The organism is Curvibacter gracilis ATCC BAA-807, assembly GCF_000518645.1.
Classification (GTDB): Bacteria; Pseudomonadota; Gammaproteobacteria; order Burkholderiales; family Burkholderiaceae_C; genus Curvibacter; species Curvibacter gracilis.
Window position 1 is genome coordinate 15472 of the sequence record NZ_JADZ01000016.1, and the last position, 21140, is coordinate 36611.

General features: G+C 68.9%; 17 protein-coding genes and 1 riboswitch. Of the genes, 10 read left to right on the forward strand and 7 right to left on the reverse strand.

What is annotated here, in order from left to right:
- Nucleotides 1-23 precede the first annotated feature (23 nt).
- Nucleotides 24-2357: a membrane-bound PQQ-dependent dehydrogenase, glucose/quinate/shikimate family gene (locus tag L880_RS0114040; protein ID WP_027476216.1), complete on the forward strand. Its 2334-nt coding sequence runs from the start codon at nucleotides 24-26 to the stop codon at nucleotides 2355-2357.
- A 50-nt stretch (nucleotides 2358-2407) separates the two neighbouring features.
- Here the strand turns inward: L880_RS0114040 and tldD are convergent, their stop codons facing one another.
- The 3 genes from tldD to L880_RS0114055 form a co-directional block, all read right to left on the reverse strand.
- Entirely contained in the window at nucleotides 2408-3868 is a 1461-nt protein-coding gene (tldD, locus tag L880_RS0114045) for a metalloprotease TldD (protein ID WP_027476217.1), read from the reverse strand.
- A gap of 231 nt (nucleotides 3869-4099) precedes the next feature.
- Nucleotides 4100-5254, reverse strand: a complete 1155-nt coding sequence (gene rodA, locus L880_RS0114050; RefSeq protein WP_027476218.1) for a rod shape-determining protein RodA — start codon at nucleotides 5252-5254, stop codon at nucleotides 4100-4102.
- A 92-nt stretch (nucleotides 5255-5346) separates the two neighbouring features.
- Nucleotides 5347-7470, reverse strand: coding sequence for an HDOD domain-containing protein (locus L880_RS0114055; protein WP_027476219.1), 2124 nt, complete (start codon nucleotides 7468-7470; stop codon nucleotides 5347-5349).
- A gap of 208 nt (nucleotides 7471-7678) precedes the next feature.
- Here L880_RS0114055 and L880_RS0114060 point away from each other — a divergent pair, with 208 nt between their 5' ends.
- Genes L880_RS0114060 through mtgA form a run of 5 tightly spaced genes read left to right on the forward strand, consistent with a single transcriptional unit; the run spans nucleotide 7679 to nucleotide 12856 of the window.
- On the forward strand, nucleotides 7679-8266 hold the full coding sequence (locus L880_RS0114060) for a YqiA/YcfP family alpha/beta fold hydrolase (RefSeq protein ID WP_027476220.1): 588 nt from the start codon (nucleotides 7679-7681) through the stop codon (nucleotides 8264-8266).
- Nucleotides 8267-8280: 14 nt separating this feature from the next.
- Nucleotides 8281-10341 (forward strand): ribonuclease catalytic domain-containing protein, encoded by a 2061-nt coding sequence (locus L880_RS0114065; RefSeq protein WP_027476221.1) that lies wholly within the window; start codon nucleotides 8281-8283, stop codon nucleotides 10339-10341.
- A gap of 26 nt (nucleotides 10342-10367) precedes the next feature.
- Nucleotides 10368-11228 (forward strand): energy transducer TonB, encoded by an 861-nt coding sequence (locus L880_RS0114070; RefSeq protein ID WP_019574085.1) that lies wholly within the window; start codon nucleotides 10368-10370, stop codon nucleotides 11226-11228.
- 49 nt (nucleotides 11229-11277) lie between these two features.
- Nucleotides 11278-12108 (forward strand): shikimate dehydrogenase, encoded by an 831-nt coding sequence (aroE, locus tag L880_RS0114075; protein ID WP_027476222.1) that lies wholly within the window; start codon nucleotides 11278-11280, stop codon nucleotides 12106-12108.
- Between the two features lie 16 nt (nucleotides 12109-12124).
- Nucleotides 12125-12856 (forward strand): monofunctional biosynthetic peptidoglycan transglycosylase, encoded by a 732-nt coding sequence (gene mtgA, locus L880_RS0114080; RefSeq protein WP_027476223.1) that lies wholly within the window; start codon nucleotides 12125-12127, stop codon nucleotides 12854-12856.
- 9 nt (nucleotides 12857-12865) lie between these two features.
- On the opposite strand, the gene L880_RS0114085 is transcribed toward mtgA, so the two are convergent.
- On the reverse strand, nucleotides 12866-13486 hold the full coding sequence (locus tag L880_RS0114085; protein ID WP_027476224.1) for a hypothetical protein: 621 nt from the start codon (nucleotides 13484-13486) through the stop codon (nucleotides 12866-12868).
- Nucleotides 13487-13617: 131 nt separating this feature from the next.
- Between L880_RS0114085 and ruvC the strand changes: the two genes are divergently transcribed.
- The gene (gene ruvC, locus L880_RS0114090) at nucleotides 13618-14169 is read left to right on the forward strand and encodes a crossover junction endodeoxyribonuclease RuvC (RefSeq protein WP_027476225.1); all 552 of its coding nucleotides are present in this window, start codon (nucleotides 13618-13620) and stop codon (nucleotides 14167-14169) included.
- Between the two features lie 134 nt (nucleotides 14170-14303).
- Nucleotides 14304-14615 (forward strand): hypothetical protein, encoded by a 312-nt coding sequence (locus tag L880_RS36385; protein ID WP_245615150.1) that lies wholly within the window; start codon nucleotides 14304-14306, stop codon nucleotides 14613-14615.
- A gap of 36 nt (nucleotides 14616-14651) precedes the next feature.
- Here the strand turns inward: L880_RS36385 and thiC are convergent, their stop codons facing one another.
- The 3 genes from thiC to lpxC all read right to left on the reverse strand — a co-directional run bounded on the left by thiC (nucleotide 14652) and on the right by lpxC (nucleotide 17901).
- A complete protein-coding gene (gene thiC / locus L880_RS0114100; RefSeq protein ID WP_027476226.1) occupies nucleotides 14652-16517 on the reverse strand; it encodes a phosphomethylpyrimidine synthase ThiC in 1866 nt (621 codons plus the stop codon).
- 109 nt (nucleotides 16518-16626) lie between these two features.
- Nucleotides 16627-16749: riboswitch (TPP riboswitch) on the reverse strand.
- 27 nt (nucleotides 16750-16776) lie between these two features.
- Nucleotides 16777-16953, reverse strand: coding sequence for a hypothetical protein (locus tag L880_RS36045; protein WP_169737761.1), 177 nt, complete (start codon nucleotides 16951-16953; stop codon nucleotides 16777-16779).
- A gap of 24 nt (nucleotides 16954-16977) precedes the next feature.
- Nucleotides 16978-17901, reverse strand: a complete 924-nt coding sequence (gene lpxC / locus L880_RS0114110; protein ID WP_027476227.1) for a UDP-3-O-acyl-N-acetylglucosamine deacetylase — start codon at nucleotides 17899-17901, stop codon at nucleotides 16978-16980.
- Between the two features lie 310 nt (nucleotides 17902-18211).
- On the opposite strand from lpxC, the gene L880_RS0114115 reads away from it, so the two are divergent.
- Nucleotides 18212-19996: a methyl-accepting chemotaxis protein gene (locus tag L880_RS0114115; protein ID WP_027476228.1), complete on the forward strand. Its 1785-nt coding sequence runs from the start codon at nucleotides 18212-18214 to the stop codon at nucleotides 19994-19996.
- Nucleotides 19997-20117: 121 nt separating this feature from the next.
- A complete protein-coding gene (locus L880_RS0114120) occupies nucleotides 20118-21134 on the forward strand; it encodes an SGNH/GDSL hydrolase family protein (RefSeq protein WP_027476229.1) in 1017 nt (338 codons plus the stop codon).
- Nucleotides 21135-21140: the final 6 nt, after the last annotated feature.

Here is a 21140-nt window from a genome sequence, read left to right on the forward strand (position 1 = left end):
TCACCTTGCTGAAGGGATGCAACATGGGGCTGATCAGAAGTGCCTGGGCCTGGCTCGTGGGCTTGATGGGGCTGGGTTTGAGCGCCGGGGGCGCGTACTTGCTGTGGCTGGGCGGCTCCCCGTATTACCTGGCCGCCGGCCTGGTGCTGGTGGGCGCCGCCGCCCTGATGGGGCGCTGCCGCGCCAGCGGGGCCTGGGGGGTGGCGGCCCTGGCCGTGCTGAGCGTGCCCTGGGCGCTGTGGGAGAGCGGGCTCGACTTCTGGGCCCTGTTCCCGCGGCTGATGGCACCGTTGGCCCTGGCCACCGTGTCGCTGCTGCTGGCGCCCTGCCCGGCCGACGGCGCCGATGGCCGAGGCACGGTGCGGGCTGGCCTGGTTGTCGGCCTGATTTTCGGGCTCGCTTTTGTGCTGGGGCTGGCGCTGGCCTTTGTGCCGCATGGCGTGGTGCAGCCCGATGCGACCCTGGCCTACGAGGCACCGCACGGCGACAACCGGCCGGCCGATTGGCACGCCTACGGTCGCACGCCCGAGGGGCGTCGCGATGCCCCCTTCGACCAGATCAACCGCGACACCGTGCACCGCCTGCAGCCCGCCTGGACCTACCGCAGCGGCGACACCCAGCCCGGGGTGGACCAGAACACCCCGCTGCAGATCGGCCATCTGGTGTACAGCTGCACCCGGCGCGACCGGGTGATCGCCCTGGACGCCGACACCGGCCAGCAGCGCTGGCTGTTCGACCCCCAGGCCAGCGCCCCGTTCTGGCAGCGCTGTCGCGGCCTGGGCTACTGGCACGACACCGAGCCCAGCCCTGAAGGCACCACCGGCCGCTGCCGTGAGCGCATCGTGCAGACCACCATGGACGCCCGCCTGATCGCGCTGGACGCCCACAGCGGCCAACCTTGCGAAGGCTTCGGCCAGCAGGGCACCGTGTCGCTGGCGCAGGGCATGGGCCCGGTGCGGCCGGGCTTCTACTTCCAGACCTCGGCCCCGCTGGTGGCACGCGAGCTGATCGTGGTCGGCGGCTGGGTGGTGGACAACCAGATGCGCGGCGAGCCCTCGGGCGTGATCCGCGCCTTCAGCGCCCGCACCGGGGAGCTGGTGTGGGCCTGGGACCTGGGCCACCCGGCCACCACCCGCGAGCCCCCCGAGGGCCAGAGCTACACCCCGGGCACGCCCAATATGTGGAGCACCGCGGCCTACGACGACGAGTTGGGCCTGGTCTATGCGCCCCTGGGCAATGCCACGCCCGACTACTACGGGCGCGACCGGCCGCCCCACTCGGACGAGTACAACTCGTCGCTGGTGGCCCTGGACATCCGCACCGGGCGGCCGCGCTGGCACTTTCAAACCGTGCACCACGACATCTGGGACTACGACCTGCCCTCGCAGCCGGCCCTGATCGATCTGCCCGACGGCCAGGGCGGCAGCGTGCCGGCGGTGCTGCAGACCACCAAGCGGGGCCAGGTGTTTTTGCTGAACCGCGCCACCGGCCAGCCCCTGGCCCAGGTGGCCGAGAAACCCGTGCCGCAGAACGGCGCCGTGCCCGAAGAGGCGCTGTCGCCCACGCAACCGTATTCGGTGGGCATGCCCACCATCGGGGCCGAACCCCTCAGCGAAGGCAGGATGTGGGGCATGACGATGTTCGACCAGCTGCTGTGCCGCATCGAGTACCGCCAGATGCGCTACGACGGCGACTTCACGCCACCCGGCCTGCAGCGCGCCATCCAGCAGCCGGGCAATGTGGGGGGCATGAACTGGGGCAGCGTGTCGGTGGACCCGCACAACCAGCGGGTGTTCCTCAATGACATCCGGGTGCCCAGCGTGTTCCAACTGGTGCCGCGCGCCGACTATGCCGAGTTCTCCAAAACCCACCCACCGGTGAGCGACGGCCATGGGCCCTCGGCCCAACTGGGCACGCCCTACGGCATCTACACCACGATCTGGTTGTCCAAGCTGGGGGTGCCGTGCGTGCAACCGCCCTTCGGCACCCTGACGGCCATCGACCTGAAGACACGCCGGGTTGCCTGGCAGGTGCCCGCCGGCACCGCCCAGGAGGTGGGGCCCCTGGGCCTGCGGCTGGGGCTGCCCATGCCCATCGGCCTGCCCAGCTATGCGGGCACGCTGAGCACGGCGGGTGGGCTGGTGTTCTTCTCGGGCAGCCAGGATTTCTACCTGCGCGCCTACGACGCCCAGACCGGGGCCGAGGTCTGGAAGCACCCGCTGCCCGTGGGCAGCAGCGCCACGCCCATGAGCTATGTGTCGCCCAAGACAGGCAAGCAGTACATCGTGGTGACGGCCGGCGGAGCCGCCTATTCCAAGCGCCTGGGGGACTACGTGATGGCCTTTGCCCTGCCCTGAGGGGCTTCGTGAGCCGGGCTTGGGCCCCGGCCCGGTTCAGAAACGCCCGCTCAGGCGGTGCCGCCCACCGTCATGCCGTCGATGCGCAAGGTGGGCTGGCCCACGCCCACGGGCACGCTCTGGCCCTCTTTGCCACAAGTGCCTACGCCGCTGTCCAGGCGCATGTCGTTGCCGATCATGGTGACGCGCTTGAGGGCCTCGGGGCCGCTGCCGACCAGGGTGGCGCCCTTGACGGGGTATTGGATCTTGCCGTTTTCCACCCAGAAGGCTTCGCTGGCCGAGAACACGAACTTGCCCGAGGTGATGTCCACCTGGCCGCCGCCGAAGTTGGTGGCGTACAGGCCTTTCTTGATGCTGGCCACGATTTCCTCGGGACTCTTGTCGCCGCCCAGCATGTAGGTGTTGGTCATGCGCGGCATGGGCACATGGGCGTAGCTTTCGCGGCGGCCGTTGCCCGTGGGCTTCACGCCCATCAGGCGGGCGTTCATCGAATCCTGGATGTAGCCCTTGAGAATGCCATCCTCGATCAGCACATTGCGCTGGGTGGCGTGGCCCTCGTCGTCCACGTTCAACGAGCCGCGGCGGTCGGCGATGGTGCCGTCGTCCAGCACCGTGACGCCCTTGGCGGCCACGCGCTGGCCGATGCGGCCGGTGAAGGCGCTCGAACCCTTGCGGTTGAAGTCGCCCTCCAGGCCGTGGCCGATGGCTTCGTGCAGCAGCACGCCGGGCCAGCCCGGGCCCAGCACCACGGTCAGCTCGCCGGCCGGTGCCGGGCGCGCTTCGAGGTTGGTGAGGGCGGCATTCACCGCATCGGACACATAGGTGTCGATCACGGCGTCGTCGAAATACGCCATGCCGAAGCGGCCACCGCCGCCGCCCGAGCCCACCTCGCGGCGGCCGTTGTGTTCGGCGATCACGGTGACCGACAGGCGCACCAGCGGGCGCACATCGGCCGCCAGGGTGCCGTCGGCACGGGCGATCAGCACCACGTCGTACTCACCGGCCAGGCCGGCCATCACCTGCACCACGCGCGGGTCGCGGGCGCGGGCGCGCTGTTCGACCTTTTCCAGCAGGCGCACCTTGGCGGTGCTGTCCAGCGTGGCGATCGGGTCCAGCCCGGGGTACAGCGAGCGGCTGGGCGCCACCTTGCGCGTCACGGCCCGCACGCGGGCGTTGCCGCCTTGGCCCGAGATGGTGCGCACCGTGTGCGCCGCATCCAGCAGCGAGGCCAGCGAAATGTCGTCGGAATAGGCAAAGGCGGTTTTCTCGCCGCTCACGGCCCGCACCCCCACGCCCTGGTCGATGCTGAAGGAACCCGTCTTGACGATGCCCTCTTCCAGGCTCCAGCCCTCGGCCCGGGTGTATTGGAAGTAAAGATCCGCGTCATCCACCCGGTGCGCCCGGATCTCGTTGAGCGCCTTCGTCAGGTGGGTCTCGTCCAGACCAAAGGGTTCAAGCAGCAATTGCCGGGCAATGGCCAGGCGCTCGAGAGTGGGTTCGCGTGAAATCATGCGGCCATTTTAGGGCGCGCCCGGCGCCCGACCGACCTGTGGGGGCAAGGCCCAGGCCGGCGCAGGGCTGGACAGGGCGAAGAGCGTCCGCGTCTCGCGGCCGCACGTGCGACCACACGAGGTGAGGGAGCGTGGGGGCCCAGGCCGGCGCCGGGCCGCCCCAAGGCGGCCTGCGGCCCCCTCGGGGGGCAGGGAGTGACACGAAGTGCACGACCGTGGGGGCCACATTCATCAGGTGGGTACCAGGCGCTTGGCCCGGGCCACGGACATCAGAATCCCCAGCCCCATGCCCAGCGTGACCATGGCCGTGCCGCCATAGCTGATGAAGGGCAGCGGCACCCCCACCACGGGCAGGATGCCGCTCACCATGCCCATGTTCACAAAGGCGTAGGTGAAGAAGATGCAGCACACGGCCCCGGCCAGCAGGCGCGAGAACAGCGTGGGCGCCTCCAGCGCGATCATCAGGCCACGCCCGACCAGGAACAGAAACGACACGATCAGACACAGGTTGCCGATCAGGCCGAACTCTTCCGAGAAGGCGGCAAAGATGAAGTCGGTGGTGCGCTCGGGGATGAACTCCAGGTGGGTCTGGGTGCCGGCCATGAAGCCTTTGCCGAACACGCCCCCCGAGCCGATGGCGATCATGCCCTGGATGATGTGAAAGCCCTTGCCCAGCGGGTCGCGCGAGGGGTCGAGCAGGGTGCAGATGCGCTGCTGCTGGTAGTCGTGCAGCACCGGCCAGCGCATGCCATCGGCGCACAGCCGGGGCTCGAACCACACGATCAGGGCCACGCCGATGACGCCCAGCAGCACCGGCGGCAGGATCAGGCGCCAGCTGAGGCCGGCAAAGAAGATCACCGACAGGCCCGCCGCCAGCACCAGCAGCGAGGTGCCCAGGTCGGGCTGCTTCATGATCAGGCCCACCGGCAGCAACAGCAGCAGCCCGGCCACCAGAAAGTCGAGGGGGCGCAACTGCCCCTCGCGGCGCTGGAACCACCAGGCCAGCATCAGCGGCATGGCGATCTTGAGGATTTCGCTGGGCTGGATGACCACCCCCAGGTTGATCCAGCGCCGTGCGCCCTTCTTGGTGAGGCCGAACAAGGCCACGGCCACCAGCAGCGACACCCCCAGCACATACAGGGGCACGGCGAAGGTCATCAAACGCTGGGGCGGTACCTGGGCCACCACGAACATGATCATGCCCGCCAGGATCATGTTGCGCCCATGGTCGACAAAGCGCGTGCCGTGGTCATAGCCGGAGGAGTACATGGTGAGCAGGCCAGCGCACACCAGCAGGAAGACGGCAAACGCCAAGGGCCCGTCAAAGCCCTGGAACAAGGGCATCAGACGCTGGCGCAGGGACGGCTTTTCAAAGACGGCGGACATGGCGCGATTATCGGCCCAGCGGCAAGTCAGACCGGCCGGCACGGCTTCTGCGCGCAACGGCAGACCCCAGCAGACCCCAGCAGAAGAGTCGCTCAGGCCGCCTTGTCGGGCCGGGCCTGGCGCAGGCGGAACAACTGCACCAGTTGGCCGCCCAGCCGGCGCAGCAGCTCACGCGAGCCCGGGTCCATCAGCAAGGTGCCGGGCTCGGCCGCGTCGGCATACAACAGGGCAAACACCTGGTCACGATGTCGCAAGGGCAGCAGCCAATAGGCGGCGGGCGGTGCGGGATCGCACAACCAGGGGGGCAATTGCCGGCGCAGCACCGGGTCGGACGCCACATCGGGCACCACCGTGAGTTCGCCACTGCGGCAGGCCTGGCCCAGCGCCCCGCCCTGCCCCAGGCCCAACTCGACGCGGAACACGGCCTGCAGCGGCGCCGCCCCCGTGCCCACGGCCAGGCGGGCCGACACGGCCGCGGCCTGGGGGTCGCGCAGGCAGAAGACCACCCGATCGGTCTCCAGCGCGCCATGCAGGCCGGTGACCAGCTTGCGCAAGCCCTCGGCCAGCGGCACCTGGCGGGCCGCATCGGGCTCGTCCAGCCAGGTCTGCAGGGTGTGCTCCAGCGCGCGCAGGGCCTCGTGTTGGCGGCCCAGCCGGCTGGTGCGCGCCTGGGTCGACGAAGGCCCGGCCGCTGGCCCCAGGGGGGCAGGCCGCGAATGAGTGCCTGCCGAGGCGGGCTCGGCACGCCCACCTGGGGCGGTCACCGTGGGGGGCGCAGCGGCTGGCTTGGGCGCCGCGGCCACGGATGGTGGCGCTGGCGCTGGCGCTGGCGCTGGCGCTGGCGCTGGCGCAGGCGCAGGTGCAGGTGCAGGCCGCTGTGCAGGCGCCGTTGCAGCCACGGGTACCGCAGCAGCCGGCGTCGCCAGGGACTGCGGCACGGGTGTGGTGAAGCTGCGCGCCTGGCTGGCCGGAAAGCCCAGGGCGTCGGCCATGCCCTTGAGGCGGGCCTGGGCCTGGATCACGCCCTCCTGGAAATCTTCGGCCGCCAGGCCCAGCACCCGGGCATAGCGGTCGGTGACGGTCTTGAGGCGCTGCGCCGGCTCGATGTTGTCGGGGCCGGTCAGGGCGGCGGTGAGGTCGTTGGCGGCCACGGCCAACCAGCGCAGATACTCGCGCCCGGCCTGCGGGCGGCGGGCCGGCGGGCGCCCGAAGGGCCGGCGCATGCAATACAGCAGATCGCTGGGCAGGCCCCAGCTGCGGGCCACGCCGCAGCCGAAGTCCTCCAGGCTCAGGCCCAGGTAATGAAGAGCCGCCGTGACCTCGCCGCCCGAAAAGCGCCCCTCGGCCACGGCCCGCTCCATTTGCACCGCCTCGGCCGGAAAGTAGTAGCCCAGCAGCATGCGGCCCAGGTTCTGGAACAGCGCGGCCAAGAAGGCGTCTTCGCGCAGGTGCTGCGAGGCGCACAGCTCGCTGGCCAGCGAGCCCGCCATCAGCGCCCGCAGAAACTGGGTCTTGAGCTGGCCCGCATGCGCCTGGTCGGGCATGCGCTCCAGCAGCTTCAGGCTCAGAGCCAGGTTGCGCACGCCGTTGAAGCCCACCAGGCCCACGGCGCGCGACACCGTGGTCACCATGCCACTGACCTGGGCGTACTGCGCGCTGTTGACCACCCGCAGCAGCTGCTGGGTCAAGGCCACGTCGCGCAGGATCTCGCGCGCCAGGTCTTCCAGGCTGTGGTCGTCGGAGCCGGCCACCTGCAGGATGCGCCCCATGGAATCGGCCAGGGCTGGAAAGTCGCCCTGGCGGCGCATGCGCGCCAGCAGGGTTTCGAGGGTGCGGGCTGCCGCCGTGCCGGCCCAGGCCGACAAGGCGGCCTGAAACTCACTGACCTCGGCAAAGCGCTGCTCGGGCTCAGGGTGCAGGGCGCGGGTGATCTGGGCCTGCAAAGGGGGGTCGAGGTTGCGCCCCCAGTCTTCGGGCAGGTCCTGAAAGCGGCGCTCCAGTGCGTCGTGCGAACGGCCGGCCGCGCGCTGCTCGGAGGCCGTCCCGGTGAGCATCTCGGCCAGCAGCACCCCGGCGGCAAACACACCTTCTTCGGGGGTCTCGGCCAGGCCCTGCTCCCAGCGGGCCTGAGGCCAGGCCAGCGCGGCAGCCACCGCCTCGTGGGGCAGCAGGATCCCCGCCTCAGGTGGGCGGGCAGCGGACTGGGACTCACTCATGTCGCAAAATAGAAGAATCGGGGCGTTTCAGGGCCGGGCAGGCAAGCGCCGGCCACGCCACCCAGTTTAGGGCCAGTTGACCGGCCCCGGCCTCAACTGCAACCCCAACTTCAGCCCCAAGCGCCAGCCCAACTCCAGCGTTCAGCCCGTCCCGGCCCTCGGCGGCCTGTTCGGCCTCCAGCCAGCCACCCGCTTCACAATCCAGCCCATGCCCCGCACAACCCATCTGCTGTATTTGCACGGTTTCCGATCCTCCCCGCAGTCGGCCAAGGCCCGGCAGATGGCCGCGGCGGTGGCCGAGCGGCACCCCCAGGTGCACTGGTGGTGCCCCCAGTTGCCGCCCTCGCCACGCGCCGCCGCCGAGCTGCTGAGCGAGGGCCTGCGCGACTGGCCCCAGGCCCGCATGGCGGTGGTGGGCTCGTCGCTGGGCGGGTTCTACGCCTCGTGGGTGGCGCGCCAGACGGGCTGCCCCTCGGTGCTGATCAACCCGGCGGTGGACCCGGCGCGCGACCTGGCCCGCTACATCGGCGAGCAGACCTTCTGGCACCAGCCCGAACAGCGCTTCTTTTTCGAGCCTCGTTTTGTCGACGAATTGCGGGCCATGGCCACTGAAGGCCGCTGTGCCCCGGGCCCCGAACTGGCCCTGATCGCCAAGGGCGACGAGGTGCTGGACTGGCGCGAGATGAGCGCCCGCTACGCCCATGCGCGCCTGCATGTGCTGGAGGGCGGCGACCATGCGCTCAGTGATTTTCCGGCCCACCTCGATGAGGTCCTGGGTTTTCTGGATCTGGTCTAGGGGACAATCGGCGCATGTACGCACTGTTTGATGAAGCCGGCAAATTTCAGGCCGGACGCATTCTGTCGGAAGCCGATAGCTCCCTGCAGGTGGAACTGGAATCGGGTAAGCGGGTCAAGGTCAAGGCCGCCAACCTGCTGCTCAAATTTGAAAAGCCCGCCCCGTCCGAGCTGATCGCCCAGGCCCAGGCCGCGGCCGAAGGCATCGAGCTGGAGCTGGCCTGGGAATTCGCGCCCGAAGAAGACTTCGGCTTTGCCGAGCTGGCCCGCGACTATTTCAGCGAACAAGCCACCCTGGTGCAGCAGACCGCGGCCCTGTTCCGCCTGCACGAGGCCCCGCACTATTTCCGCCGCGCCGGCAAGGGCCGCTACAAAAAGGCCCCGGCCGAGATCGTGCAGCAGGCGCTGGCCGCCATCGAAAAGAAGAAGCTGCTGCTGCAGCAGATCGCCGACTGGGCCGCCGAACTGGGCCGGGGCGAATGCCCGCAGCCGATCCGCGACCAGCTCTACAAGATCCTGTTCCGCCCCGACAAGAACGCGCCTGAGTACAAGGCGGTGGTCGAGGCCTCGCGCGCCACCCAGACGGCCCCGCTGGACCTGCTGCGCCAGGCCGGCGCCATCGATTCGGCCTACCAGTTCCACTGGAAGCGCTTTCTGTTCGACAACTTCCCCAAGGGCACGGGGTTCCCGGCCCTGCAGGCCCCCGACATCACCGACGAGCTGCCGCTGGCGAATGTGCAGGCCTACTCGATCGACGACTCGCAGACCACCGAAATCGACGATGCGCTGTCGGTTCAGGGCCTGGGCAGCGGCACGGTGACCCTGGGCGTGCACATCGCGGCGCCCGGCCTGGCCCTGCAGACCGGCACCCCGATCGACCAGGTGGCCCGCAACCGCCTGTCCACCGTCTACATGCCGGGCTACAAGATCACCATGCTGCCCGACGAGGTGGTGCAGCGCTACACCCTGGCCGAAGGCCGCGCCTGCCCGGCGGTGTCGCTGTACGTGAGCTTTGACGAGGCCAGCCTGGAGATCCAGGCCAGCGAAACCAGGCTCGAACGCGTGCCCATCGCCGCCAACCTGCGCCACGACCAGCTCGACAAGGTGGTCACCGAGGCCTGGATGGAGAGCGACAACCCGGGCCAGACCGAACTGCCCGGCGGCATGACGCACGCCACCATGGCTTTTCTGTGGCGCCTGGCCAAGACCCTGAAGGCCCGCCGTGAGGTGGTGCGCGGCAAGCCCGAAACCTTCAACCGGCCCGATTACAACTTCCGCCTGGTCGGCAACGACGGCGCCGAACCCACCGGGCAGGAGACCGTGCAGATCAGCGTGCGCCAGCGCGGCGCCCCGCTCGACCTGATCGTGGCCGAGGCCATGATCCTGGCCAACAGCCACTGGGGCCTGTGGCTGGCCGAGTGCGGCGTGCCCGGCATCTACCGCAGCCAGGCCAGCCTGGCGCCGGGCGTGAAGGTGCGCATGGGCACCAAGGCCCAGCCGCACGCGGGCATCGGGGTCAAGGCCTATGCCTGGAGCACCTCGCCCCTGCGCCGCTACACCGACCTGGTCAACCAGTGGCAGATCATTGCCTGCGCCCGCCACGGCAAGACGGCGGCCCTGGCGGCCCCCTTCAAGCCCAAGGATGCCGAGCTGTTCTCGATCATCAGCGGCTTCGATGCAGCCTACAGCGCCTACAACGGCTACCAGGCCGGCATGGAGCGCTTCTGGACGCTGAAGTACGTGCAGCAGAACGCCATCACCGAGCTGACGGCCGCCGTCTTCAAGGAAGGCCCCAATGGCAGCGTGCTGGTGCGCGCCGACGACCTGCCCCTGGTGCTGGCGGCCCACGGCATGAGCAGCCTGCCGCGCGGCGCCCGGGTGCGGGTGAAGCTGGGTGAGATCGACGAGATCGCGCTCGACCTCAGCGGCACCATCGTGGAGCGGCTCGATGCCGAGCTGCCGCTGGACGGCGCCGACGAGGACGAGGGCGACGACGAGCCGGTGGCCGGCCCGATCGCGATCGCCGTGGACGTGAACGAAGCAGAGCCCGCTGCGGGCGAAGCGAGCGCCGCCTGAATCCCTGATCCAGCCCCGCCCGAGCCGTGCGCGCCCTCGCCTTCCTGCACCACCTCAGCACCCTGCAGATCACGCTGGCCGTGTCGGCGCTGGTGCATGCCGGCCTGCTGACGCTGCGCATCGTCGACCCCGAGTCCTTCAACCGGGTGTTCCAGGACACCCCGCTGGAGGTGATTCTGGTGAACGCCAAGTCGGATGCCCGGGCCGAGCGGCCCACGGCCATCGCCCAGGCCAACCTGGCCGGCGGGGGCGAGGCCAGCCGGGGCCGAGCCACCTCGCCCTTGCCGAGCTCGGCGCTCAGCAGCGTGGGCGACACCCTTGAAGAAAGCCAGCGCCAGCTGGCCGCGCTGGAGCAACTGCAGGCCCGCATGCTGACCAGCGTGCACCAGCAGCTTGCCAGCCTGCCCCGGCCGGACCCGAACCGCAGCACCCTGACGCCCCAGGAGCAGGCCCAGGAAGAAAAACGCCGCCAGTTGCTCAAGCTGCTGGCCGAGATCGAGCGGCGCATCAATGAAGAGAATGCGCGCCCCAAGAAGCGCTACATCAGCCCGGCCACCCGCGAAGAGGTGTACGCCACCTACTACGACCAGCTGCGCCACAAGGTGGAAGACAAGGGCACCGAGAACTTCCCCGAAAAAGACGGCAAGAAGCTGTACGGCGAACTCACCATGACGCTGACCATCAACGCCAGCGGCCGCCTGCTGTCCACCGAGATCGTGCAAAGCTCGGGCAACCGCACCCTGGACCGCCGTGCCGAGGCCATTGCCCGCTCGGCCGAGCCTTTTGGCAACTTCAGCCCGGCGATGCGACGCCAGGCCGACCAGATCGTGGTGGTGTCGCGCTTTCGCTTCACCCGCGACGAAACCCTGGAAGCCAACGTCCGATAATCCCGCACCGAGACAAAACCCGCCTGGGCCCCAGGCACCCGCCATCCCTATGAGCCAAGATCATTACTGCGTGTTGGGCAACCCGGTTGAACACAGCCGCTCGCCCTGGATCCACACCCGTTTTGCCGAGCTGACCGGCCAGAGCCTGCACTACGGGCGCCAGCTCGTCGAGCTCGACAAGTTCCACGAGACCCTGCACCGCCTGCAGCTCGAAGGCTGCAAAGGCTGCAACGTGACCGTGCCCTTCAAGTTCGAGGCGGCCCAGGCGGCCAAGGTGCTGAGCCCGCGGGCCGCGCTGGCCGGTGCGGCCAATGTGCTGAGCCTGCGCGCCGATGGGCTGTATGCCGACAACAGCGACGGCATCGGCCTGGTCAACGACCTGCAGAACAACGCCGGCGTGCCGCTGCGGGGCAAGGCGCTGTTGCTGATCGGCGCCGGCGGTGCCGCGGCCGGGGTGCTGGGGCCTTTGCTGGAGGCGGGCCCGGCCCGCCTGACCGTGGTCAACCGCACCCACGACAAGGCCACGGCCCTGGTGGCCCGCCACCAGGCGCTGGCGCAGAGCCATGGCGTGGCGCTGGATGCGCCGGCGCTGGAGGCCCTGCAGGGCAGCTTCGACGTGGTGATCAATGCCACCGCCAGCAGCCTGAGCGGCGCCGGGGTGCCCGTGCCGGCCAGCGTGCTGCGCCCGGGCAGCCTGGCCCTGGACATGATGTACGGGCCGGCCGCCCAGGGCTTTCTCGACTGGGCACAGGCCCACGGGGCCCAGGGCCGCGACGGCCTGGGCATGCTGGTGGAACAGGCGGCCGAGGCCTTTGCGCTGTGGCGCGGTGTGCGCCCGCCCTCGGCCCAGGTGCTGGCCGAACTGCGCCAGCAACTCTGAGCCGGACCGCCAGGCCATGAAAGCCCTGCTGCGCTGGAGCGCCTGTCTGTTGCTGGCCTGGCTGGCACTGGAGCTGTTCTTTGTGCTGCGGGTGGCCAGCCTGACCGTGCTGGACCCGGCCTCGACCGCATTCCAGCGCTCCGAGGCGGTGCGCATCCAGCGCGAGACCGGGCACCTGCGCTGGCAGCAGCAATGGGTGCCCTACGGCCAGATTTCGGATCACCTCAAGCGGGCGGTGATTGCCTCCGAGGATGACGGCTTCACCCAGCACGATGGCGTGGACTGGGAGGCCATCCAGAAGGCCTGGAAACGCAACGCCCAGGCCGAGGCCCGCGTGCAGGGCCTGCGCCCCGGCAACGGCAGCAAGACCCGCTCACCCAAGGTGGTGGGCGGCTCCACCATCACCCAGCAACTGGCCAAGAACCTGCTGCTCTCGGGCGAACGCACGCTGCCGCGCAAGGCCCAGGAGCTGGTGCTGACGCTGCTGCTGGAGGCCTTTCTGAGCAAGCAGCGCATCCTGGAGGTCTACCTCAACAGCGTGGAATGGGGTGAGGGGGTGTTTGGCGCCGAGGCGGCCGCCCAGCACTACTTCCGCAAGCCGGCGGCCCGCTTGAACGCCGCCGAGGCGGCCCGGCTGGCCGTGATGCTGCCGCGGCCCAAATACTTCGAACAACTGCCCAACTCGCCCTACCTGGCCAGCCGCAGCAGCGTGATCCAGGCCCGCATGGGCAACTCGATCCTGCCCTGAAGGGGGCGCTCACAACATGGTCTGGCCCGTGGGCGGCTCGCCGCGCAGCCTGCGCTCGCGGCGTTCGAGGTTGCGGCGCCAACGCTCGATGCCCAGCACCAGGCGCCGCGCCGCATAGCGCAGGCTCACCCCGGCCGCATCGATCAAGGCCCCCCGACGCAGCGCCAAGCCGAGGTCATGGCGCCACATGGCCTTGCACACCGCACTGAGAAAGCTGAGGGGCAGGCGCCCCCGCCGATGCAGGGCCACACGGGCGTAGGTGGGCAGGAACAGGCTGGCCGGGTATTCACGGCGATCGACGAACTGTTCGGGATACAAGCCGATCGGCTGCAGCAACCGACCGGCCGGGTCGAACTGCACACTGCTCAGGTCCAGGGCCTGTGCATCGTCAAAACGCACGGCCCAGTGGTCCACGAAATCGTCTTCGCCCACCACCCGCCAGCGCAGCAGGGTGACGGCCAAGCCCCGCTTGTGGGCGTCCAGCGCCAGATCCAATGAGCATGAGAAGCAGCGCCCGCGCGCATGCACCGCCGAGCGCAGGCGGTGACGGGCAGCCAGACGCAGCAGCAGGCGTTGCTGCGGCGTGACCTGGCCCGCGTCAGCGCGCGCACGCGCTGCTCTCAAGTTCATGAAGGGTGCCTCATCAGAAATTCGATCTCGATTGTAAATCTGTGATCGAACCGCCCCCGCGAGCCTGTGTCAGCGCTTGGCAAAGCGCGGCCGGCCAAGGCCTGGGTGAGACCCTCTACACTGGCGGCCTCATGAGAATTCTTGGCATCGACCCCGGTCTGCAGACCACCGGCTTTGGCGTGATCGACGTGCAGGGCTCACAACTGGGCTACGTGGCCAGCGGCACCATCAAGACCACCCATCTGGCCCTGGGCGACCTGCCCGGGCGGCTGAAGGTGCTGTACGACGGCATCCGTGAGGTGAGTGCCCGCTACCAGCCCGAGGTGGCCACGGTGGAGATCATCTTTGTCAACGTCAACCCCCAGTCGACCCTGCTGCTGGGCCAGGCCCGGGGCGCCTGTGTGACGGCCCTGGTGTCCTGCGACCTGCCGGTGGCCGAATACACCGCCTTGCAGATGAAAAAAGCGGTGGTCGGTCATGGACGGGCCGCCAAGTCGCAGGTGCAGGAGATGGTGCGGCGTCTGCTGCGCCTGCCCGGCTTGCCGGGCACCGATGCCGCCGACGCCCTGGGCATGGCCATCACCCACGCCCATGCCGGCCAGGCCATGAGCCGGCTGACCGAGGCCGGCGGCACCCTGCAGCGCAAGACCCACGCGATGTACAAAAGCGGACGCAGCTACTGAGGCCCAGAACCGGGACGCAAATTGAGGGGGCATTGGCCGTCTGCTCGACGGTTTTGACAGGCCCACGTGGGTTACGCTCGACCTACCGCTGGCAGGGATCCTCTTGCCGGCCGGCACTGGCCCCCCTATCACCCATGTTCTCCACTCTTGACGAGGCTTTCGAGCTGCCTGCGGCAGAAGCAGCCCCCCCTTCCCTTGCCCAGGTGAGCCCGGCGGCTGGCGCCGCCGCGGCGGCCATTCCAGTACCGCCGGTGACCTACCGGCTGGCCCTTTACAAGCCGGGCAGCAGCGTGGAATGGCAAGGCCGCGACATGACCGTCAGCCACGTGCTGCTGCGGCGTGGCCGCCTGATGGTGTACCTGCAGGGCCACACCGAACCGGTGGAGCCCGAAACCCTCACCATGCCGCTGACACGGCTCGTCCTGCAGCGCACCGCAGAACGTTGAGCGCCGGCCGCTCCCGGCCGGCGTGGGCCGGGGTGCTCAGGCCACCGGCTTGATCGGCACGTAGAGATCGCCCCCGCCGCGCTTGAACTCGTCGGACTTCTCGGCCATGCCCTGGGCGGCAAATTCACGCACCTCCTGGGTGATCTTCATCGAGCAGAACTTGGGCCCGCACATCGAGCAGAAGTGCGCCACCTTGGCCGAGTCCTTGGGCAGGGTCTCGTCGTGGAAGTTGCGCGCCGTGTCGGGGTCCAGGCTCAGGTTGAACTGGTCCATCCAGCGGAAATCGAAACGGGCCTGCGACAGCGCATCGTCGCGGGCGCGCGAACCCGGGTGGCCCTTGGCCACGTCGGCCGCGTGGGCTGCGATCTTGTAGGCGATGATGCCCTGCTTGACGTCTTCACGGTCGGGCAGGCCCAGGTGCTCCTTGGGCGTGACGTAGCACAGCATGGCCGTGCCCATCCAGCCGATCATGGCGGCGCCGATGGCGCTGGCGATGTGGTCGTAGCCCGGGGCGATGTCGATGGTCAGCGGGCCCAGGGTGTAGAACGGGGCCTCATGGCAGTGCTTGAGCTGCTCGGTCATGTTGGCCTGGATCATGTGCATGGGCACGTGGCCAGGGCCTTCGATCATGGTCTGCACATCGTGTTTCCAGGCCACCTGGGTCAGCTCGCCCAGGGTGTGCAGCTCGGCAAACTGGGCTTCGTCGTTGGCATCCGAGCCCGAGCCCGGGCGCAGGCCGTCGCCCAGCGAGAAGCTCACGTCGTAGGCCTTCATGATGTCGCAGATGTCTTCGAAGTGCTCGTACAAGAAGCTTTCCTTGTGGTGCGCGATGCACCACTTGGCCATGATCGAGCCCCCGCGCGAGACGATGCCGGTGCGGCGGTTCGCCGTCAGGTGGATGTGGGCCAGACGGATGCCGGCGTGGATGGTGAAATAGTCCACGCCCTGCTCGGCCTGCTCGATCAGCGTGTCGCGGAAGATCTCCCAGGTCAGGTCTTCGGCCACGCCGCCCACCTTCTCCAGCGCCTGGTAGATGGGCACGGTGCCGATGGGCACCGGGCTGTTGCGCACGATCCAGTCGCGCGTGGTGTGGATGTTGCGGCCGGTGGACAGGTCCATCACGTTGTCGGCGCCCCAGCGGATGGCCCAGACGAGTTTTTCAACCTCTTCCTCGATGCTCGAGGTGACGGCCGAGTTGCCGATGTTGGCGTTGATCTTGACCAGGAAGTTGCGCCCGATGGCCATGGGCTCGACCTCGGGGTGGTTGATGTTGGCCGGGATGATGGCGCGGCCGCGGGCCACCTCGTCGCGCACGAACTCGGGCGTGATGATCTTCGGGATCAGCGCGCCCATGGGGTTGCCCTGCAGGCGCTTTTCGCGCGCCTCGTCGGCCAGGTACTGGGCCATCCATTCACGGCGGCCGTTCTCGCGGATGGCGACAAACTCCATCTCGGGCGTGATGATGCCCTGGCGGGCGTAGTGCATCTGGCTCACGTTGCGGCCGGCCTTGGCACGGATCGGGCGGCGCTGCAGGCCCGCGGCCTCGTCGCGCAGGGCCTGCAGGCGGGCATCCTCGGCATCGCCCTTCTGGCCGTCGTCCAGGGCCACGCGGGCCCGGCCTTCGTAGGTCTCGGTGTCGCCCCGGCGGGCAATCCACTCGCCGCGCACGCTGGGCAGGCCACGGCGCACATCGATGGCCGCGCTGGGCTCGGTGTAGGGGCCCGAGGTGTCGTACACCGTGACCTGCTCGCCATTGCTCAGGTCGATGCGGCGCATGGGCACGCGCAGGTCCGGGTGCAGGGCACCGGTCTCATAGACCTTGGTGGAGGCGGGGAAGGGTTCGCGGGTGAGCGACAGCAACTCGGCGAATTTCTCGCGGGCTTGGAGATCGGGAGCGTTCATGGTGTGGGTCCTTTCCGGCAGGCTGACTGAAAGCCCCGGAGTGAACCCTGCAACCGAGCCCCCTCGCCGGGGGTGTTGCGGCCTGCCGCCCTCAGCAAAGAGGGCATGAGGCCTGAAGTTCAGCTCTTCTTACGCCGGTATTAACCGGATCAAGTTCGTCGGGTTCAGCGTGCCTGCCGGATTCGATCCAACAGCCGCCGTCTCAGCACATGGTGCACCCCGGAGCAGCGCGAAGTATACGCGGCGCTGAAGGTCGACGTCAGGCCAGTCGTTCGAGAATCAGCACCGCAAAGAAGACAAAGGCCGCGATCAGCGTCCACTTGAGCACGGTCCAGCCCCAACGCTTGAAGCGGGGCTGACCGGTGCCGGCGTAAAAGGCGAAGCACACCGCCGCGCCCAGCAAGAACATCAGCACCAACCAGCGAAACAGCAGCATGGGTGAGGCCTGAAGATGCAGGGCCTACCAGGCGCGGGCGGGTTGGGCGAAACCGGCGGGGGCCTGGCGCTCGTCCTCGAAGGTGACCATGTCCCAGCACTCCGGGTGGGCCAGCAGTTCGCGCAGCAGCCGGTTGTTCATGGCATGGCCCGAGCGGAAGGCGGTGTACTCGGCCAGCAGGGGTTTGCCGATCAGGTACAGATCGCCCATGGCGTCGAGGATCTTGTGCTTGACGAACTCGTCGTCGTAGCGCAGGCCATCGCTGTTGAGCACCTTGTAGTCGTCCATCACGATGGCGTTGTCCAGCCCGCCGCCCAGGGCCAGGCCATTGGAGCGCAGCATCTCGAAATCGCGCGTGAAGCCGAAGGTGCGGGCCCGTGCGATATCACGGCTGTAGTTGCCGCTGCCCAGGTCAAAGGCCACGTACTGGCCGGTGGAATCGACCGCGGGGTGACCGAAGTCGATCTCGAAATTGAGCTTGTAGCCGTGGTAAGGCGTCAGGCGGGCCCATTTGGTCTGGGCACCCTCGCCCTCGCGCACTTCCACCGGATGCTTGACGCGGATGAAGCGGCGCGGCGCCTTCTGCAACTCGATGCCGGCACTCTGCAGCAAAAACACGAAGGAGGCCGAAGAGCCGTCGAGGATGGGCACCTCTTCGGCGGTGATGTCCACGTACAGGTTGTCGATGCCCAGGCCGGCGCAGGCCGACATCAGATGCTCCACCGTGTGCACCTTGGCCCCACCGGCCGAGATGGTGGAGGCCAGCCGGGTGTCGGTGACCGCCTGCGCGGTGATGGGGATGTCCACCGGCTCGGGCAGATCAATGCGGCGAAAGACGATGCCGGTGTCAGGCTGTGCAGGCCTCAGGGTCAGTTCGACCCGTTGCCCGCTGTGCAGGCCGACGCCCACGGCGCGGGTCAGGGTCTTGAGGGTTCGTTGCTGCAGCATGGTGTCATTTTAAGGCGAGGCCGTGCCCCTCGGGGGCGACAGGGGCATCGGGCGCCCCGCGCCAGATCCAGCGCTGACGCCATCTGCGGACTCTGCGAAAAAGCCGCCCCGCAGCCCCGTGTTGGGTCGCACAACGAACACAGGTCAAGCCAACCCATGACCCAGATCATAGGGTCTTTACTTAATGGCCCGACCCGAGTCCCCAGCACCGGATGTCCCATTGAAAATAAGTGGAAACAGTGTGTAAAGCACGCACGGCAGGCCGAAAGCCGCTGCCGACCCACCACCTCATTCTTCAGCCCTCTCCACCATGAACAAACTCAGTTTCAAAACCAAGATCCTGCTGCTGATGTCCATGGCCCTGCTGGCAATCGCCGTGCTGGCCATCGGCTCGCTGCTGCAGCAGCGGCGCATGATCATCGACGCCCGTCAGGAGCAGCTGACCACCGCCGTGCAAGGGGCCTACAGCATCGTGGCCGCCTACCAGGCCAAGGCGGCCAGCGGAGCCCTCTCGGTCGAGGACGCCCAGACCGCGGCCAAGAACGCACTGCGCGTGTCGCGCTACGGCGGCCCCGAAGGCAAGACAGAGTACTTCTACATCTGGACCCTGGACGGCAAGGGGGTGATGCACCCGATCAAGCCCGAATGGGAGGGCAAGGACATGGCCGGCCAGATCAAGGACGGTACCGGCACCGACATCATCAAGCTGCTGGCCGACGCCATCCGCGCCAGCAAGGACGGCCGCGCCTTCGTGCCCACCCAGTTCGCGCGACCGGGCCAGCAGACCCTGGTGCCCAAGACGCTGTATGCCATCCGCGTGGACGCCTGGAACTGGATGGTGGGCTCGGGCGTGTACACCGACGACGTCGATCAGATGGTGCGCGACACCCTGCTGTTCAACCTGGGCATCGTGGCGTTCGTGATCCTGGCCGTGGGCGGCATCGGCACGATGGTGTCGCGCTCGGTGATCCAGCAGATCGGTGGCGACCCGACCGTGGCCATCGCCGCCATGTCGGAAGTGGCCGAAGGCAATCTGGACGTGAAGATCCCGCCCTCGCCCGCCGGCTCGCTGCTCGACGTGCTGGAGCACATGGTGGTGTCACTGCGCCGGCTGGTGACCGAGGTGCGCTCGGCCACCGACAGCATCGCCACCGCCTCGAGCGAGATCGCCCAGGGCAACACCGACCTGTCGCAACGCACCGAACAGACCGCCAGCAACCTGCAGGCCGCGGCCGGCAGCATGGAAGAGCTGACCAGCACGGTGCAACAGACCTCGGACTCGGCCCAGACCGCCAACCAGATGGCCAACTCGGCCGCCGAAGTGGCGCAACGCGGTGGCCAGGTGGTGTCGGAGGTGGTGTCGACCATGGAAGAGATCAACACCAGCAGCAAGAAGATCTCCGACATCATCGGCGTGATCGACGGCATCGCCTTCCAGACCAACATCCTGGCCCTGAACGCCGCGGTGGAGGCCGCCCGGGCCGGTGAGCAAGGCCGCGGCTTTGCCGTGGTGGCCGGTGAGGTGCGCAGCCTGGCCGGCCGCAGCGCCGAAGCGGCCAAGGAGATCAAGTCGCTGATCGGCGCCTCGGTCGAGAAGGTGGAAAGCGGCACCCGCCTGGTGGGCAATGCCGGCAACACCATGACCGAGATCGTGGCCAGCGTGCAGCGTGTGACCGACATCATCGGCGAGATCCGCGCCGCCACCTCGGAGCAAAGCCAGGGCATCGCCCAGGTGAACACCGCCGTCAACCAACTCGACCAGATGACACAGCAGAACTCGGCCCTGGTCGAGCAGTCGGCCGCCGCCGCCGACAGCCTGCGTGAGCAGGCCATGCGCCTGACCGAGGTGGTGGCCCGCTTCCGCGTGCATGGCAGCGAGGTCGCTGCGCCCCGCCCCCGGCCTGCACCGAGCACGCGCCCGGCCGCACCCCGCCCCGCCCCGGCCCCCAGGGTGAGCGCCGCACCCGCCAAGGCCCTGCCCAGCACGGCCGCCAGCGCGCCGGCGCCTGCGCCAAGGTCAACGCCGGCCCCTGCCCCCCGCATCAGTGCTGCGGCACCGGCCCAGAGCTCCGAGGGCGATTGGGAGTCGTTCTGAGCCGTTACCGGGGGCCGCGGCACCGCCGGTGCCTCCCGGGCCCACCATCCAGCCGGTGCGCGCCCGGCTGACCGCCCGGCCTTCCTAGAGTGGCTGCTTTCTGTGTCCAGGAGGCAGCACCATGACAACACCCACCCCACCCCGCCTGAGCCTCTGGCTCTCACTGGCCCTGCTGCTGAGCAGCTGCGGCGGCAGCGATGCCCCCACGGCCCCAGGCCTGCACGTGCAACAGGTCACCGTGTTCGGCGACAGCCTCAGCGATGTCGGTACCTATGGCCCCTTGACCGGCGAGGCCGCCAAGCCGGGCAAATTCACGGTCAACCCCGGGCTGGTCTGGGCCGAAGTGGTGGCGGCGCGCTACGGGGTGACACTGAAACCCCGGCGTCTGGTCGGCGACGGCCCCCAGGCCCAGGTGGTGGGGGGCAACGACTACGCCGAGGGCGGCGCCCGCGTGGCCCTGCTGCCCGGTGTGAGCGCCCTGGGCCGCAATGATGACGTGACACCGGTGCGGGCCCAGATCTCGGCCCGGTTGGCCCAGGGGCCGATGGGCAGCCACGAACTGGTGCTGCTGGCCGCCGGTGGCAATGACCTCTACGCCCAGTTCGATGCCGCGTTCTGGTCGCGCCCAGCCGGGCAGGATGAAGCCGAGGCGCTGGCCCAGGCCACGGCGGGTGTCGACGAGGCGGCCGACGCGCTGGCGGCCGAGGTGCAGCGCCTGCTGCAACATGGCGCGCCGCTGGTGGTGCTGGGGCTGGCGCTCGACTTCTCCAGCAACCCCTTTGCGCAGCGCTGGCTCGATGAGAAGCAGCGGCGCCAGGTGCGCGTGTGGGCGCAGCGCTTCGAGCAGCGACTGCAGGCGGCCCTGGGCCAGCCGCCCGGCCTGGTCTGGGTCGATTGGGGCCCGCTGGGTGAACGCCTGCTGGCCCAGCCCGGCACCTATGGCCTGATCGATGTGCAGACCCCTGCGTGCAGCAACACCACGCCCTCGCCCAGCGCCGTCTTCTGCTCTGCCGAGACCCTGGTGCAGCCCGATGCCGCCGATCGCTTTCTGTATGCGGACGACTTCCACTTCACGCCCCGGGGCCACGCCCTGCTGGCCGAAGAGGTGCTGAAAAAACTCAAGGCCCTGGCACATTGACGTGCA